The organism is Streptomyces sp. NPDC002958, assembly GCF_055563255.1.
This window is the reverse complement of the sequence record NZ_JBVHDS010000010.1, coordinates 18711-34706: the sequence shown is the minus strand read 5'-3', so window position 1 is coordinate 34706 and position 15996 is coordinate 18711. Positions and strand designations below refer to the sequence as shown.

The window sequence follows — 15996 nt, the reverse complement described above, 5'->3', positions numbered from 1 at the left end:
CCGCCCGGGTGGCTGCCTGATGGTTGATCAGCTCACGTTCAGGGTCACGTCGTCCACGACGAAGCTGGTCTGCAGATAGGCGTCCTCACTGCTGGTGAACCCGAGGGTGACCGTCTGGCCGGCGAGGTCGCCGACGTCGAAGGTCTTCTGGACGTAGGAGTCCGTGGCGTCCAGATTCGAGTACGTCGCAAGCGTCCTGGTGCCGATTTTGACGGTGAATGTGTCGTACGCGGTCGGGTCGCCCGCCGACTCGTCGGTGTCGGTGCGCAGATGGAACGACAGCTTGTACGCCGAGCAGCCCGACGGAATGGTCAGCGACTGCGAGACGCTGTCGGAGTGGGTGGCTCCCCAGCCGCCGAGCCAGGCCATGTACGCGCCGCTGCGCGCGGGCTTCTCCGACGTCCGGTTGCTGATGACGCCGTCCGTCTGGGTCCACGGCGAGACGCCTTCCTCGAAGCCCCCGTTGGCAACGACCTGTCGCGCCTGGCACGTGCCGCCGCCACCGACGACGAGCGAGTACGTAGTGCCATGGGTGGCCGTGCCGGTCCCCGTCACCGTGAGGGTGTACGTACCTGCCGCGGCCTGGGCCCCGGCGGAGACCGTCATGGTCGAGGAGGAACCCGACTGCACGGAGGCGGGGTCGAACGAGACCGTGACACCGCTCGGCTCCCCGGAGACTGCCAGCCTCACGGTCTGCGCGGAGCCGCTGGTGGTCGCCGTCGACACGGTCGCCGTGACCGAACCGCCCGGCTGGACATTGCCGGAGACCGGCTTCACTGTGACGGAGAAGTCATCGGCGGGCGCGGTGGTGCCGACGGAGGTCTTCCACACCGTGTGGGCGACGCCGTCGGCGCTGCGGTCGAGTGCGGTCGCGTTGATGTTGCTCGTGGTGTCGCAGGACTGGTGGTAGCAGGGGTCGTACGACCGGCCCGCCGTACCGCCCCACTTGGCGGCCTGCGCCGACGACTTGGTGTCGCCGGCGCCCGTGGCGTAGCCGGAGGTGGGAATGCCGCCCTGTTGGAAGGAGTAGTCGTCGGACCGTCCCTGGCCCTCGACGTTCTCCTCCGGTGCCAGGTTCAGCGAGTCCCAGTATTCCTTCATCGGGGCCGAGGCGGCCGAGCTGACGTTGTTGATGAAGTAGCCGGCGTTGGTCGAGGCGACCATGTCGAAGTTGTAGTACGCCTTGATGGCGCTGCGCTGGGCGGCGGTGAGCTGGCCCACGTAGTACTTGGAACCCTGGAGACCCTGCTCCTCGCCGTTCCACCAGGCGAAGCGGACGTGCTTGGTCATCGTCGGGTTCTGCTGCGCCAGGACGAGCGCGTTCTCCAGCAGGGTGGCGGAACCCGAGCCGTTGTCATTGATGCCGGGGCCGGCCGCGACGCCGTCCAGATGGGCGCCGAACATGACGGTCTGGTCGGCCGGGCCGCCCGGCCAGTCGGCGATCAGGTTGTTGCCGCGGTAGGTGCAGCTGGTGCAGGTCTGCTCGCTGACGGTGTAGCCGGCCGCCTGCAGCTTGCTCTTCACATAGGCGACCGAGGCCGTGTAACCGGCGCTTCCGGAACGGCGGTTGCCGCCGTTCTGCGAAGCGATGGTGTTCAGCTGAGCCAGGTGGGACTGCACATTGGCGACACTGATGTCCGGAGCGCTGCCGACCCAAGGGGTCACCATCTGCCGCTCGTACCGCTCGTCGGGCCTCTTCGCCAGGGTGTCGAGACCACTGGCGGCGGCCCGGTCGGTTGCCGACACCGCGGCCGTGACCGCTGTCGGGGCGGGCGGAGACGGTTCGGCAGATGCTGACTGACCGCTGGTGACGACCAGCATTCCGGCGAGGACGGCCAGGATTGTCCCGGCCGTCATCGGTCTGCGTTTCATCGAGGCTCCTCGAGTCGGGGGGGGCCTCGATCACGGACATCGGTGTACGGTGACGCACTTGCCCCGGCCGCCATCGGCCGCCCGTGCCGCCGTCGCCCGTGATCGAGCGACCGAACACTCACATGCCGTCATGGCCTCGTCAACGATCTGCGGTGGCCGCCAAGGGACTTGGCAAGTTTGGTCAAGTCGCGGTGGTGGGATCGCACAACGACCCCGTCGTGCGCGGCGGTCACTCCAGGCCGGAGATCGTGAACACCGTACGCGCCGTCCGGCGGTCGATACGGTCGGCCATCTGTCGCAGCGCCGTCACCCCGCACCGCAGCGTCCCCCGTCGCACGCAGCCGCGGGCGTCATCGTCCAGCCGGTGCCACAGTGCCGGATTGGTGAGGAACCTGGGGGTCGATCTCGACGCGGCAACCGTCCGTGTCACGGAGCACCAGGCGCTGGGAGACCCCGTCCGACCAGCGCACCGACACCAACCGGTCGGTGCGCACGATCCGTTCGCGCAGCAGTCCGCGACAGGACAGCCACCCGGCACCCGCACGGACGCGTGGCGGCACCAGGACCACGAACAGCAGAGCGGCCAGGCCCGTCCACAGCAGCGCGCGCAGCCAGGTGAGGTGACCGGCCGTCGTATCGACGGTCAGGAGCAGCCCGAGAAGTGTCACGGCACAGCGGATCGCGAACCGCAGGTCCCCGGCCCAGCCGTGGTCGTAAGCGCTCGTATCGGGCGGCAGATGAACTCGGCCTGCGTGAGGGCCGGGCACGGCTCGGATGTCACGTCGTCCCATGGCGGCGACGATACGGATGCCGACCGGCCCGTCGGCGTCCGTTGACGAACCGCTGACGCCGCAGCCGCCGGTCCTGACAGCTGCTTGACGGGCGCTGCCCCGGCCGGAACGGTACGGGCCTCGGGCCCGTGCGGCGGAGGAAGGGGCGGTCAGTCCTCTTCGCCGTCCACGTCGTTCTCTTTGTCGCCGCTGTTCTGTGCCGACTGGGCGGGGGCCGGGGACTCGGGTCCAGTGGTCGCGGTGGGGCCGGTGTCCGGGGTTTCGGCCGAGCTGGAATCCGGGGAGAACAGGCTCATCCCCAGGTACACGGCGGCGAGGAAGGCGACCGTACCGGCAATGGCGCTCGCCACCCTGGGGCGGCGCCTGATCGCCTCGCGGGCGCCGGTGCGCCGCCGGACCGGCTCGGACCGCTCGGCCGGACGCCGTCTGTGGCCGCCGGTCTGCGGCAGCCGATACGTCGTCACACCCCCACCCTGCTGGACGGAGGCGGGCGCCGGGGCCGGGCTGAACGCGGGAGGGGGTGCTGCCGAGCCATAGGGAGCACTCTGCGCTGCCGGAGGGGGTGTGGAGGCGTACATCGGCAGCGGCTCCGGCTGTCCCTGCCACGCACCGCTCTGGAACCAGTCGGCGACCTGCTGGGCGCTGGGCCGGTCCTCGGGCTGCTTCGCGAGAAGTCCCAGCAGATAGGAGTCGAAGGCCGGGGACAGGTCGACGCCGCGCTCTCTGAGCGGCACGGGCGCCGTATCGACATGTTGGTAGAGCGTGGCGGTTGCCGTGTCGGAGCGAAAGGGCGGTTGGCCCAGGAGGAGTTGGTAGATCACACAGCCGAGGGAGTACATGTCGGAAGCCGCACCGGCCGTATGGCCAAGGGCGCGCTCCGGGGCGAGATAGAGACTCGTGCCGACGATCTGCCCCGTGGTGGTCAGCGCGGCGGAAGGGTCGTCGACGAACTGGGCGATGCCGAAGTCGCCGATCTTGACGGCCCCTTCGGCGTCCAGCATCAGGTTTCCGGGCTTGATGTCACGATGCACGATGCCCTGTCGATGGGCGGCGGCGAGGCCCGCGGCCGCCTGGCCCGCGATCCGGGCGACCTGCTCGGCGCCGAGCCGCTCCTCGGCCGCGAGCAGATCGCCCAGGCTTCTGCCCTCGACGAGCTCCATCACGAGGTAGAAGCGGTTTTCCCAGGCCCCGAAGTCGAACACGGCCACCAGATGAGGGTGGCTCAGGCGGGCCGCGGTCTGCGCCTCCAGGCGGAACCGGGCGGTGGACGACGCGTCCGCGTGGTCGCCCAGCAGCAGCTTCACGGCCACCGCCCTGCCGAGCACTTCGTCGGCGGCGCGCCACACCTCACCCATGCCGCCGCGGCCAATGGGGGACAACAAGCGGTACCGACCAGCTACCAGCACCTGTGCACCAATCTCGAATCGTGGGCCGCTTCGACTGCCACGGCGGCGCCCCGACCGGAATCGGGGCGGGGTGAGGGCGCGCGGCATGATCAGGATATCGGGCCGCCGGACCCCGACGGCACGCCGAGTGGCCGCCCCGCCGTCCACAGGTGCCCTGCGGGGCGGCAACGCCGCGGATTCCTCGCCAGGTGTCGACGAACGGACGGTGCCTGTCGGGTGAGAGTGCAGGGGCGGAAGCCTCCTCGGGGGCCCGGCCGCGATGGCGAGCCGGGCGCGGGTGGAGTCGATCGTCATGGCCATCGCGCCGAGACCGTACGCCTTGCGCGGGATCGGGGCGACCAGCGGGACGAGACCGCTGAGGCGGCCCATCTGATGAAGGGTCGCCACGTCGGGCCCCTTGGCCGCCGTGGTGTCCGTTTCCCCCCGAGGCGCCCCGGGGACACCGGCGGCGGCGTGGTCGCCACCGTGCCGGCCACCGCTCACGGCCCGGGACGCCCTTCGAGGCGTCGGCATCGCTCGGCGCGGGTCCGGACAGAGCCTGCTCGGGGCTTCGCTCCTTGGTGAGGCCCCGAAGGGTCCGGAGTGCGTGGTGAGTTCACGGCACTCAGCTTCCAGCCGGTGATCAGTTCCTGCCACCGGTCGCCATTCGGCCCACCGATTCGACCAGCGGCAGCAGCCGGTGCGGCACCCGCTCGCGCAACGCCACCTCGGTACGCGTCCTGACCACGCCGGGCAACTGGATCAACCGCTGGATCACATCCTCCAGATGCCCATTGTCGCGGGCCACCACCCGGGCCAGCAGATCGCCGCCGCCCGTGGTCGAGAAAGCCTCGACGATCTCCGGCACCGAGGCGAGTGCCTCACCGACCTCGTCCAAATGCCCCTGGGTGACCTCCAGATGAACGAAGGCCAGCACCGGGTGGCCCAGCGCGGCGGGGGACAGGACCGGTCCCGTACCGGTGATCACACCGTCCCGCTCCAGCCGGTCGATACGGGCCTGGAGGGTGCCCCGGGCGACGGAGAGAATGCGTGCGTACTCACGGACGCTGGTACGCGGCTGCTCGATGAGCAGGCGCAGGATGCGGGTGTCGAGGGCGTCCACCGCCATGGTCCGTTGGTCTCCTCCTGGTAGGTCGATCCGGGTTGCGACTGTACCAATGGCCCGGCGGTCGCCCGGCCTCCCTCGTCTGCCACTCCTACGGCTCCGTCGTCTGCGCCCGGGCCGCGCACGGACTGCGGGTCGCGGGCATTGTCCTGTACGCAAGCCCCGGCACCGGCTACGCAAACGCCGCGGCCCTGCACACCCCGGCCACCGTCCGGGCGGGCGACGGCGACGACTGGATCGCCGACGTGCCGCAACGACGGTGAACCTGTCCGCGATGACGATTTTCCCTTGCGGCGTGTTTGACGGCTGCCGGTGGTCGCCGGCCCCGGGCCGGACCGGACGGGGTTCGGCCCCGTTCCGGTCCGTTGGCATACTCATGGTGCATACCATTGGCGAATGATTGGGCCAATGGCTCAATGCTTTCGGTCTGGGTTGAGCCACAGGCCGCAGAGATGTTGTGATGTACCAGTCGATGGCGCTGCGGATCCCCGCGGCGCCTTTTTCATGCCGGTGTGCAGGGCCGGTGTGCGGAAGCGGGAGCATGCGGTGCTGAAGAGGATGTTCGTTTCCCCGGACCCGGGCCGGCGGCGGCTGCGCAGCGCTGTCCGGGCCGTCCTCGGCATCGGGCTGGCAGTCGTCGTGTGCGGTCTGGCCGGTCACTCGCTCGTCGCGGCCGTCACCGGCGGTCTTGCCGCGCTGCTGGCCCTGTTCACGGTGCTGGACACCACGGTGCGCGACCAGGCGATCACCACCGCCCTGCTGCCGGCCGTCGGCTTCCCCGTGCTCGCCCTTGCCGCAGTGCTGCACGACCATCCGTTGGCACGGGACGTGGCCTTTCTCGCAGTCATGGGCCTGGGTGTGTACGCCCGGCGATGGGGGCCGCGCGGTCACTCGCTGGGTGTCTTCGCGTTCATGGCCTTCTTCACCACGCAGTTCCTCCACACACTGCCCGGACAGCTGCCCGAGCTGTACTCCGCGGTCGCCCTTTCCCTGCTCGCCTCGTCGACCGTCCGCTTCGGACTGTGGTGCTACGAGCGGCGGCTGCCCGCCGCCGTCGTACCCGCCCCGGTGACTGGTAAGGGGCTGGCCCGCGCGACCACGCGCCAGGCACTTCAGGCGACCGTGGGCGGAGCCCTCGCGCTCACGGCGGGACTGCTCCTCTCCGAGCAGCGCTGGTACTGGGCCGTGGGCGCCACATGGTGGGTCTTCGTGAACACCGCCTCGCGCGGCGAGACGCTGGTACGTGGCTTCCGCAGGGTCCTGGGAACACTGATCGCCATCCCCATCGGCCTGGCCGCCGTCGTTCCGTTGCACGGTGCTCCCGTGCCCAGCGCGGTGCTCGTCGCGGTCGGCGTCTTCGGGATCTTCTACACCGCCGCGGTCTCGTACACCTGGATGGTGTTCTTCGTGACGGTGATGGCCGGGGCGCTCTACGGACTCCTCGGCGTGCTGGACCCGGCCCTGCTCATGCTGAGGCTCACCGAGACCGGTGCCGGAGCGCTCGGCGCGATGCTCGCGGTGCTCCTTGTGCTGCCCGTCACCACACACGCCACGACCGACGCATGGATCCAGCGGGCCCTGCGCTGCGTGCACGTCTGTACGGCGGAAGCCGCAGCGCGACTCTCCGGATCGACGACCGCCGACCCGGCGCCCCGCATCGCCGAGCTGGAGGCACTCCTCGGGCGGGTGCGGCTGTCCCTGGCCCCGCTGGTGCACCCGCTGAGCCCGCTGCGCGCCCGCAAGGCCCGTGCCCGACAAGTACTCGCCCTGCTGGACACCTGCGCGCGGGAGGTGCACGGACTGGCCTCCGTCGCCGCGGACCCGGAGGCGTCCCACGACGCCCGCTTGGCAGCCGCCTGCTGGCGTGTCGAGGCCTCCGTGGAGGCGCTGACAGCCCCGGATCTGCCGCACCGGGCGGGCGTGCCGAGCATTCCGCCGCGCCCGGCCGTCGCAGAGCCCGCGCTCGCCCATCTGCACGGCCTGGAACGGGCACTTGCCGAACTCGCCGCACCGCTGCACAGCGATCCACGCGCCCCGTTGATCGGTGTGTGAAACGGTCCCACGGAGCGATCGGCATCAGAGCCCTGGTCTAGACCTCATGGGGGGGGCGACTGCTACCGTCGCCCCGGAGATCACGACGGTACGAACGGTCGTGATCCGTCGACCCGGCGACCGGCGTCCCGCGCCGCACGGGCTCGCGGGAGGCCTCCGCCGCGGCCTGCGTCATATTCGCCTGACAGCACGCCCCCTTGCGCCACGCGCAGCCGAATCACCGGACGGGCTGGAAAGACCGAGCCCGCCCGGTGACCGGGGAAAGACGGCTGCCGGGCGTACCCGGCACCGGGTCAGTGCGCCTGAGCGCCCTGCGGCAGCGTCGGCGAGATACCGAGCGCCGTCGTGTACATCGACAGCACGAGCTTGCCGATCGCCGGATATGCGCCGAGCGGCTCGGCCGTCGCGCAGCCCGCCTCCTTAGCGGCGGCGTCCAGCAGCCCCTCGGGCACCTCGGGGCCGACGAGATACGGAGCCAGTGCGAGCTGCGCCGAGCCGGAGCCCGTCAGCTGCCCGGCGATCGACGCGACGGAACCTTCCACGTCGAGTGCGGCGGCCATCACCGGTACCGCGAGCCTGGCGGCCAGCAGCATGCCGGTGATCCCGGCGGCCTGTACGGCCTCCTCGCCACCCACCGTGACCAGCACGATGCCGTCGGCGGCCGTAGCCACGGTGAAGAGCCTGGCACGGTCGGCTCGGGCCAGACCGGCCTCGGAGAGACGTACGTGCAGTGCCTCGGCGAGCAGTGGGTGCGGGCCGAGTACATCGGTCAGCTCGACCTGCGTACCGCTCTCCATCACGGCCTGCCGTATCCGTCGGATCAGGGAGCTGTCCGGCCCCGCGAGCAGCGGCACCACGACGGCGGACGGACCCTCGGGCTCGGCGACCTCACGGCCCGCGGCCTGCGCCTGCTCGAAGCGCGCGGTGCGCTCGGCGGCGCTGTGGGTGAGTACGGACGAGAGCGTCGGGTACTCGGCATCGTCACCGTCGAGGTAGCCGATCCGGACATTGAGACCGGGCAGCTCGGAACGGGCGATGCTGATCACCTCTTTGGCCAGGCTGCGCGTGGCCGAAGAGGGGGTACCGGGAACGGCGAGAACGAGCGCGGCAGCGCCCTCGGGTGCGACCACGGGCTCCGGGCGGCGGTGCCGTCCGGACTGGCGAGGTCGCGGCATTCGTACAGGCAGGCCGGAAGCGGGCCCAGTGGGGGTGCTCATGGCGCCGCATGCTACTGGTTTTGGGTAGCCCTCTGTTCGGGGAGGGCCCAGTCGGGCGTTATCTGTCCGCTTTTATCCGATGAGAGGCTTACCGGTCGACTGCCCTGCTCTGTCGGTACCCATCCAGGCTGCTATCCAGGCTCCTGCCCAGGCCCGTAACCGGGTACGCAGAGCAGCGTCGGATGGTGGGGCAGTCGCAGATCCCCCATGGCCAACGCCTGGGCGATGGACAGCGCCCCGGTCAACGGATCACCCGAACCGGGGACCGTCCGTGCCTGCGGGAGCTGCCGGGACAGTTCCTCGCGCAGCGGTACGAGCAGCGGATCGCCCATCCGGAACAAGCCGCCCGTCAGGGCCACTTCGCACGGCTCGTCATCGGCCCCAACCTTCGGACACACCGCCGCGGCGGCCTCCGCGATATGTCCGGCGGCTTCGCGCAGAATGCCCGCGGCGACCGGATCATGCCCGGCGCAGGTGGCGACCTCGGGGGCGAACGAGGCCAGCACGGCAGGCCGGTCGGTACGCGGGTAGAGCAGTCCCGGCAGCTCCGGCACCGACCCGAACAGCGCCTCCAGCCGGGCCAGCAGCGCGGCGGACCCACCGCGCCGTCCGTCATGGGCGCGCAAGGCCGCATCGAGACCGGCCCGCCCGATCCAGGCACCGCCGCCGCTGTCACCCAGCAGATGACCCCAGCCGTCGGCCCGGCGCCAGCCCGCCAGATCCGTTCCCAGCGCGATCATGCCCGTGCCCCCCGCGACGACCGCCCCCGGGCGCTGACCGACCGCACCCGCGTACGCGGTCACCGCATCGGCGGCGAGAGCCAGCCGGCGCACCCCGAGCGCGTGCTCCAGGGCCGAAGGCAGCTCGGCGCGCAGCTGCCCGCCGAGCGTCGCCATACCGGCGGCGCCGATCGCCACGGCGGCGATCCCGGAGCCGTCGCCGCTGCCGTGCCGCTCCAGCAGGTCACGAGCGGCGGGCAGTAGTTGCTCCAGCAGATGGCCCGCATCGATCCCCGCAGGTCCGGTGCGTACCGGCTCGGCACAGACCGTTGTACCCACCGGGGCGGATGTGCCGACGACGCCCAGCGCCACCCGCAGCCCGGAACCGCCCGAGTCCACGCCGAGCACACAACGAGCACCGCTGCTTTCCGGCGAACGCCTGCGTGAGCTCATGGACCGGCTCCAGTAGGAAGAGGAATGACGGCGGCAGCCTATCCCGAGCCCCGCGCGCGGGATTTCGGGGTGCGGGAGATCGTCCGCGGAATTCGGTGCAGGGCGGGGAGCGGCTCGAGTACGCCGGTAGAGTGAAGCCTTGTGGCACCACGACCGTTGAATGAAGTAATCGAACCCGGATGGGCCGAGGCGCTGGCACCTGTGGCCGGACGCGTCGCCGCGATGGGCGATTTCCTGCGTGCGGAGGTCGCAGCCGGCCGCACCTATCTGCCGGCCGGCGCGAACGTACTGCGCGCATTCCAGCAGCCCTTCGACGAGGTACGGGTCCTGATCGTCGGTCAGGACCCCTACCCGACACCCGGGATGGCCATGGGCCTGAGCTTCTCGGTGGCCCCCGAGGTGAGTCAGGTGCCTGGCAGTCTGGAGAACATCTTCCGGGAACTGCACACGGACCTGGGGCTACCGCGGCCGTCCAACGGCGATCTGACGCCCTGGACGCGCCAGGGCGTGCTGCTGCTGAACAGGGCGCTCACCACGGCGCCCCGCAAACCGGGCGCGCACCGCGGCAAGGGCTGGGAGGAAGTGACCGAGCAGGCCATCCGGGCTCTGGTTGCGCGCGGCAAGCCCCTGGTGTCCGTGCTGTGGGGGCGTGACGCCCGTAATCTGCGGCCGTTCCTCGAAAACTTCCCGGCGATCGAGTCCGCGCACCCCTCGCCCATGTCGGCGGACCGCGGTTTCTTCGGATCGCGCCCGTTCAGCCGCACCAATGAACTCCTGCTTCGCCAGGGGGCCCAGCCGGTGGACTGGCAGCTGCCGTGAGGCACAGCCGCCGCCGGTCCGGGACCGGCGGCGGCAAGGGCGTGACTTCCTCGCCCGCGTGCCGGGACGCGACGCGTGTGCTCCGGTCGTTCAGCCACCGGTATCGATCACCTCGTCGTCCAGGCGGATCGCCGCCCTGTCCGCCCGCACCGCGGCGGTGCGGGCGATGGTGTCGGCGGTCGCGCTCCACCGCTGATACGACCGGACCGGTCAATTACCGATGACCGCGGCCCGGACGCAGAGGACATCCGGCAGCTGTGAGGCGAGCCGGAGCCAGCTGTCCCCGTCGTCCGCGCTCGCGTACAACTCGCCGTTGCGATTGCCGAAGTAGACGCCCGCCGGGTCGGCGTCGTCCGTACAGAGCGCGTCGCGCAGCACCGTACCGTAGTGCTCCTTCTCGGGCAGGCCCGCTGACAGGGGCTCCCAGGTGCTGCCCGCGTCGCCGGTGCGGAAGACCCGGCAGCGGTGCTCGGCCGGCACGCGGTCGGCATCGGCGTTGATCGGGAAAACATACGCAGTGTCCGCTCGGTGCGGGTGCGCGGCCACCGCGAAACCGAAATCGGAAGGCAGGCCCCGGCCGATATCCGTCCAGTTGTCCCCGGAGTCGTCGCTCCGGAACACTCCCCAGTGGTTCTGGAGATAGAGCCGGTCGGGATCGACCGCGTCCCGCGCCACCTTATGGACGCACTGGCCGAACTCCGGATCGGGGTCGGGGAGGAAGACCGCCGACACTCCCTTGTTCGCCGGAGTCCAGCTCGCACCGCCGTCCTTGGTGCGGAACACCCCGGCAGCGGAGACCGCGACCGTCACGGCCCGGGCGTCCCTCGAATCCGTGAGGACGGTGTGCAGGCCCTCACCGCCCCCGCCCGGCACCCACTTCGAACGCGTCGGATGCTCCCACAGCGGGCGGACCAGCTCGAAGGAAACCCCGCCGTCCTGAGAACGGAACAAAGCGGCCGGCTCCGTCCCCGCGTACACGACATCGGGTGCCTCGGGGCCCGCCGGGTGCAACTGCCAGACCCGCTCCAGCGACGCCCCGGTGAACTGGGGGAACTTCACGGCCGGTTGCTGTGGCTCGACCCAGGTGCTGCCCAGGTCGTCGGAGCGGAAGACCGAAGGGCCCCAGTGCGCGCTGTCGCCGCCCACCAGCAGTCGGGGGACCTGCCTGCGGGTGTCGATGGCGATCGAATAGATCGCCTGGGCATTGAAATGCGGGCCGTCGAACTCCCACGCGCCACCGCGCCTGCGGCCGATGAAGAGTCCCTTGCGGGTGCCCACGGTAAGTAGAACGTCGGTCATGGCCGAACCTCCCGAAACGCCGTTGTATCGGATATGGGCCAGTCTGCACCCCGCCACTGACAGAGACCCGTAGGGCGGCTCAGGAGTCCGGACCCTGTTGCTTCCACGGTCGGCGAGGGTACGGCGCAGCAGAAGTGGAAAGCGCTCGCTGAACGTCATGGCAGAGAGACCGAGGAGCACTTGTGCCGACCGTCGAGGGCTGCCCGGCGGCGTCGCCGTCTCCCACCTGCGGGTCTACGACTGGCCCACCGCGGACGGCCTGCGCGGAGGGACGCCCCATCCCCACCTCACCTGCTCCGAGGGGGATGTGGTGGTAGGGGGCACGGGCTCGGTGCGGACCCTCACCGCGTCAGGGTTCCGGCAGACACCGCCGGCCCGGGGCGCTGGTCTGGTTCACGCCGGGCGCGATCCACCGCCTCGTCAACGAGGACGGGCTGCGCATCGTCGTCCTCATGGAGCAGAGCGGGCTGCCCGAGGCCGGTGACGCCGTACTCACTCTGCCGCCGTGCCACCCGGCGGACCCCGACGGCACGCTGTACGTCCAGTGGGCCCGCAACACCCCTCGGACAACGTCAACGGCACCAGTACGGGCAACGTCGACGGCACCAGTACGGTGCACCGGATCGGCCGGTCCGGTGCGCATGTGCTGAAATTCTGGATGGTAGACCCGACGGTGGTGCTGCAGAAACCCGGTGGTCGACACCGGCGGCCTCAAGCCCAGCTACCTGGGCCCGCCGGAGAGCCTGCGGCCGCACTGAGCCGCAGGGTGCACGGGCAAGGGGAGAGCAGAGCGATGACGAGTGGGATCGAGGACCGCGACGGACACGTTGCGACCCTGGAGGTGACCCCCGTTGGGGCGAGGGTCGAGGTCCGGGGCGCGACATCGTCGGGGGAGCTCGCGCTGATCTGCACCCCTGCCCGTGCCCGGGAACTGGCGGCGGCTTTTGCCCTCGCGGCGGACGAGGCCGAGAGCGCGCAGTCGGCGGAGCCCGTGACCGTCAAGGCGCGCGAACTGCGTCGAGGGGATGTACGGGACGGCGACCGGGCCATGACGGTGGAGGGCGTCAGGATCGACGGCACCACCGCCCATGTCACCTGGAAGTCGGGCGCCGGACGCAGCTGGACCCAGGGTTACGACGAGGACGCCGACATCACATTGAGGCGTCGCGGCTAGCCGGCATACGGCCGCTGAGCGGCGCGTGAGGCCCCCGGATCACGGACTTCCTCAAGGAGCAGGCATCGGTTCCGGGCATACAGCTCGTGCATGCCGGTCGCATGGCGCCGACGTCTGCCCCCTGGCTGGGCGGCGGTCCCGTCGGTCCCGACGCGCACGGGTGGACGCCCGAGAGGCAGGGGTGCCCCGGTCGAGTGGTCCAGCCGCCCCCTTCGTTCACCGCTCATTCATCAGGTATGTCGCTCGCAGCATTCCCTCCCACATCGTGGGCATCTAGGCTCGGCCGCGATTCGATCACCGTTGTTCCGGCTGTTCCTCGGCTTCGACAACGTTGTCCAAACTCCCGGAAGGTCTGCGACATGTCCCCAAGACCGTTGCCCGCAGCGAGGCGCTTCGGTGCGCGAATGGCTGCTGTGATCGTCACCGGCGCGCTGGCCGCCGCGGTCATGCCCCCGGCCGCCGAGGCGACCGCAGGCCTCGTCACGCGCCCCACCACCTACGTCGACCCGCTGATCGGCTCCTCGAACGGCGGCAATACCTACCCGGGCGCCACACTCCCGTACGGCATGATCGGCTGGTCGCCGACGAGCACCAGAGGGGACCAGACCAGTACCGGCGCCGCCAACGGTTACGACTACGGCACCACCCGGCTGCGTGGACTGAGCCTCACCCATGTCAACGGTGCCGGATGCCACCCGGGAGCCGCCGGTGACGTACCGATCATGCCGTTCGTCGGGGATATCACCTCCTCGCCGTCCGCCGACACCAAGGACGCCGTCTACGCCGCCAACTTCTCGCACGACAACGAGCGTGCCGTACCGGGCCGTTACACCGTCGGGCTGGACAACGGCGCCACCGCCGACCTGGCTGTGAGCCGGCGCGCGGGCGTGGCCGATTTCAGCTTCCCGGCCGGTAAGCCCGCCAACCTGCTCTTCCGCGTCTCCAACTCGCTCAACGGCAGCGAGGACGCCCAGGTCGACATCGACACCGCGCACCGCAAGGTCACCGGATCGGTCCTCACCGGAGCCTTCTGCGGGCGCCGCGCAAACGGCGGCACCAACAACCGTAAGAGTTACTACAGGTTGTACTTCAGCGCCTCCTTCGACCGTGACTTCTCCTCCACCGGCACCTGGAAGGACGGAACGCTCGCCCCGGGCGCGACCACGGGAAGCGGTGGCGAGGGCTACGCCACCGGCGCCGACCGGGCCGGCAGGGGATCAGGTGGCTGGGTCGGATTCGACACCGGTACCGACACCGATGTCCACATGCGCATCGGCATCTCGTACGTCAGCCAGGCCGGGGCGGAGGCCAACCTCAGGGAGGAAGTGGCCCCGCACGCCGGTGTCGACGAGGTCGCGGCTGCCGCGAGCCGTACCTGGGATCGCGAGCTGCGATCCGTACGCATCGGCGGCGGCAGCACCGCACAGCGCACCACCTTCTACACCGCGCTGTACCACTCCCTCATGCAGCCCAACCTGATCAGCGACACCGACGGCCGCTATCCCGGCATGGACGGCGCACCGCACCGGGTGAAGAGGGGCCAGGGGGCGCAGTACAGCAACTTCTCCGGGTGGGACCAGTACCGGGCCCAGATCCAGCTGCTCGCACTGCTCAAGCCGAAGATCGCCGGTGACTTCGCCCAGTCGCTGTACAACTTCGCGCAGCAGAACGGCGGGGTGTGGGACCGCTGGGTGCACATCAACGGCGCCACGCACGTCATGACCGGAGACCCGACGGCGGCCACTCTGGCCACCTTCTACGCGATGGGCGTACGGAACTTCGACTATGAAGGGGCCTACGAATCCCTGGCCCGCCAGGCGACCGTCCCCGTCGATGACGGTCTCTCGGACGCGGGGTGCCCCGGCCAGTGCACCGGCCAGCGGCCCAATCTGGCGCAGTACCTGAAGTCGCACTACGCACCCCACGACGTGTGCCACTGCTGGGGCGGCGCGGCAGAGACACTGGAGGACGCGGTGGCCGATGCGGCGCTCGGCCGTTGGGCCGAACTGCTCGGGCGTGACGAGGAGGCCAAGTCCTTCAAGGAGCGCGGAGGCTGGTGGCGCAACGTGTTCAACTTCGCGGCCACCGACGGCGCCGGAACCACCGGCTACATCCAGGCACGCAACCTCGACGGCTCATGGGTGACCCCGTTCGCCCCGGGCAGCGAACGCGGGTTCGCGCAGGGCACCAGCGCCACGTACACCTGGATGGTTCCGCAGGACGTCCAGGGGCTGGCCGATGCCATGGGCGGCCGGGACACCGCGGCGAAGCGGCTCGACGGCTTCTTCCACAAGTCCGACGGATCCTGGTCGGTGAAGGGCGGCGACGCCCTGCGCTACGACCCGACCAACGAGCCCGGCATCCATGCTCCGTGGCTCTACAACGCGCTGGGTCAGCCGTGGAAGACGCAGGCGACGGTCCACGAGATCCTCGACACCGTGTACGGGACGGGCCCCGGCGGCCTGCCCGGCAACGACGACCTGGGCACCATGTCCGCGTGGTACGTCTTCTCGGCGCTGGGCCTGTATCCGCAGACGCCGGGCAGCGCCACGATGCTGCTGGGCGCCCCGCTCTTCCCGAACGCGGTGATCGACCGGCCGCGCGGAAAGGACATCACGATCAGCGCCCCGGACGCCGACGCCACGCATCCGTACATCGACGCGGTAGAGGTCAACGGCCGTACCACTGACCGGTCCTGGACGGATGCGCGCCTGGTCACCAGCGGAGGCTCGCTGACCTACCACTTGTCCGGGGAGCCCAACACCGTGTGGGCCACCGAGCCTTCGGGACTGCCGCAGTAGGCGGCTCGCGCGACGGAGCTACTCAGTTCCTCGGCAGGCAGGCAGGCTGGTGAGCCGCGCATGTCTGTCTGCCGAACGGCCCCGGCAGCCAACGGTGCAGGTGCTCATGGGCCACGGGCGTGGCGGGGATGCTCGACCCGACGGCCCGCAGACTGATCGCCGATCCGGCCGGGCACCTTGCCTCACTCGCCGAGAACCCGGGCCTGCTCAGCGGCTGAACGACCGCCGCGCGGCTATGCGCATCCTTGATGCCGCGAACCGTCAGGTGCAGAGCATCGGCGAGGACCG

Annotated in this window: 11 protein-coding genes and 3 pseudogenes; 7 read left to right on the top strand and 7 right to left on the bottom strand. The window is 70.4% G+C overall.

Annotated elements, in window-relative coordinates; translation table 11 throughout:
• Nucleotides 1-27: 27 nt before the first annotated feature.
• From ACZ3IC_RS19205 to ACZ3IC_RS19190, 4 genes and pseudogenes are all read right to left on the bottom strand, one after another.
• Nucleotides 28-1650 (bottom strand): annotated as a pseudogene (locus ACZ3IC_RS19205) (M28 family metallopeptidase); the annotation flags it as partial.
• A 572-nt stretch (nucleotides 1651-2222) separates the two neighbouring features.
• Nucleotides 2223-2663 carry a hypothetical protein gene (locus tag ACZ3IC_RS19200; protein ID WP_467417637.1) on the bottom strand — a complete coding sequence of 147 codons (441 nt, stop codon included), beginning with the start codon at nucleotides 2661-2663 and terminating at the stop codon, nucleotides 2223-2225.
• 149 nt (nucleotides 2664-2812) lie between these two features.
• A complete protein-coding gene (locus ACZ3IC_RS19195) occupies nucleotides 2813-4018 on the bottom strand; it encodes a serine/threonine-protein kinase (RefSeq protein WP_467417908.1) in 1206 nt (401 codons plus the stop codon).
• 673 nt (nucleotides 4019-4691) lie between these two features.
• Nucleotides 4692-5177 carry an Lrp/AsnC family transcriptional regulator gene (locus ACZ3IC_RS19190; protein WP_467417636.1) on the bottom strand — a complete coding sequence of 162 codons (486 nt, stop codon included), beginning with the start codon at nucleotides 5175-5177 and terminating at the stop codon, nucleotides 4692-4694.
• Nucleotides 5178-5212: 35 nt separating this feature from the next.
• Here ACZ3IC_RS19190 and ACZ3IC_RS19185 point away from each other — a divergent pair, with 35 nt between their 5' ends.
• Nucleotides 5213-5437 carry an alpha/beta hydrolase gene (locus ACZ3IC_RS19185; RefSeq protein ID WP_467417634.1) on the top strand — a complete coding sequence of 75 codons (225 nt, stop codon included), beginning with the start codon at nucleotides 5213-5215 and terminating at the stop codon, nucleotides 5435-5437.
• A 283-nt stretch (nucleotides 5438-5720) separates the two neighbouring features.
• Nucleotides 5721-7226, top strand: coding sequence for an FUSC family protein (locus ACZ3IC_RS19180; RefSeq protein ID WP_467417632.1), 1506 nt, complete (start codon nucleotides 5721-5723; stop codon nucleotides 7224-7226).
• Between the two features lie 293 nt (nucleotides 7227-7519).
• Here ACZ3IC_RS19180 and ACZ3IC_RS19175 read toward each other — a convergent pair whose 3' ends face one another.
• A complete protein-coding gene (locus ACZ3IC_RS19175; protein ID WP_467417631.1) occupies nucleotides 7520-8443 on the bottom strand; it encodes a sirohydrochlorin chelatase in 924 nt (307 codons plus the stop codon).
• Nucleotides 8444-8574: 131 nt separating this feature from the next.
• A complete protein-coding gene (locus tag ACZ3IC_RS19170; protein ID WP_467417629.1) occupies nucleotides 8575-9615 on the bottom strand; it encodes an N-acetylglucosamine kinase in 1041 nt (346 codons plus the stop codon).
• Between the two features lie 141 nt (nucleotides 9616-9756).
• Here ACZ3IC_RS19170 and ACZ3IC_RS19165 point away from each other — a divergent pair, with 141 nt between their 5' ends.
• Nucleotides 9757-10434, top strand: coding sequence for a uracil-DNA glycosylase (locus ACZ3IC_RS19165; RefSeq protein ID WP_467417628.1), 678 nt, complete (start codon nucleotides 9757-9759; stop codon nucleotides 10432-10434).
• 210 nt (nucleotides 10435-10644) lie between these two features.
• Here ACZ3IC_RS19165 and ACZ3IC_RS19160 read toward each other — a convergent pair whose 3' ends face one another.
• Nucleotides 10645-11733, bottom strand: coding sequence for a WD40/YVTN/BNR-like repeat-containing protein (locus tag ACZ3IC_RS19160; RefSeq protein WP_467417627.1), 1089 nt, complete (start codon nucleotides 11731-11733; stop codon nucleotides 10645-10647).
• Nucleotides 11734-11890: 157 nt separating this feature from the next.
• Between ACZ3IC_RS19160 and ACZ3IC_RS19155 the strand changes: the two are divergent.
• From ACZ3IC_RS19155 to ACZ3IC_RS19140, 4 genes and pseudogenes are all read left to right on the top strand, one after another.
• Nucleotides 11891-12260 (top strand): annotated as a pseudogene (locus ACZ3IC_RS19155) (cupin); the annotation flags it as partial.
• Nucleotides 12258-12491 (top strand): annotated as a pseudogene (locus ACZ3IC_RS19150) (hypothetical protein); the annotation flags it as partial. The pseudogenes ACZ3IC_RS19155 and ACZ3IC_RS19150, both read left to right, overlap by 3 nt.
• A 35-nt stretch (nucleotides 12492-12526) precedes the next feature.
• Entirely contained in the window at nucleotides 12527-12907 is a 381-nt protein-coding gene (locus ACZ3IC_RS19145; protein ID WP_467417626.1) for a hypothetical protein, read from the top strand.
• 359 nt (nucleotides 12908-13266) lie between these two features.
• A complete protein-coding gene (locus ACZ3IC_RS19140) occupies nucleotides 13267-15708 on the top strand; it encodes a GH92 family glycosyl hydrolase (RefSeq protein ID WP_467417625.1) in 2442 nt (813 codons plus the stop codon).
• The last annotated feature ends 288 nt before the right edge of the window (nucleotides 15709-15996 follow it).

Coding starts and splice junctions, on each gene's coding strand:
- ACZ3IC_RS19200 (WP_467417637.1), bottom strand. CDS start 2,663: ATGGGACGACGTGACATCCGAGCCGTGCCCGGCCCTCACGCAGGCCGA.
- ACZ3IC_RS19195 (WP_467417908.1), bottom strand. CDS start 4,018: ATGGGTGAGGTGTGGCGCGCCGCCGACGAAGTGCTCGGCAGGGCGGTG.
- ACZ3IC_RS19190 (WP_467417636.1), bottom strand. CDS start 5,177: ATGGCGGTGGACGCCCTCGACACCCGCATCCTGCGCCTGCTCATCGAG.
- ACZ3IC_RS19175 (WP_467417631.1), bottom strand. CDS start 8,443: ATGAGCACCCCCACTGGGCCCGCTTCCGGCCTGCCTGTACGAATGCCG.
- ACZ3IC_RS19170 (WP_467417629.1), bottom strand. CDS start 9,615: ATGAGCTCACGCAGGCGTTCGCCGGAAAGCAGCGGTGCTCGTTGTGTG.
- ACZ3IC_RS19160 (WP_467417627.1), bottom strand. CDS start 11,733: ATGACCGACGTTCTACTTACCGTGGGCACCCGCAAGGGACTCTTCATC.
- ACZ3IC_RS19145 (WP_467417626.1), top strand. CDS start 12,527: ATGACGAGTGGGATCGAGGACCGCGACGGACACGTTGCGACCCTGGAG.
- ACZ3IC_RS19140 (WP_467417625.1), top strand. CDS start 13,267: ATGTCCCCAAGACCGTTGCCCGCAGCGAGGCGCTTCGGTGCGCGAATG.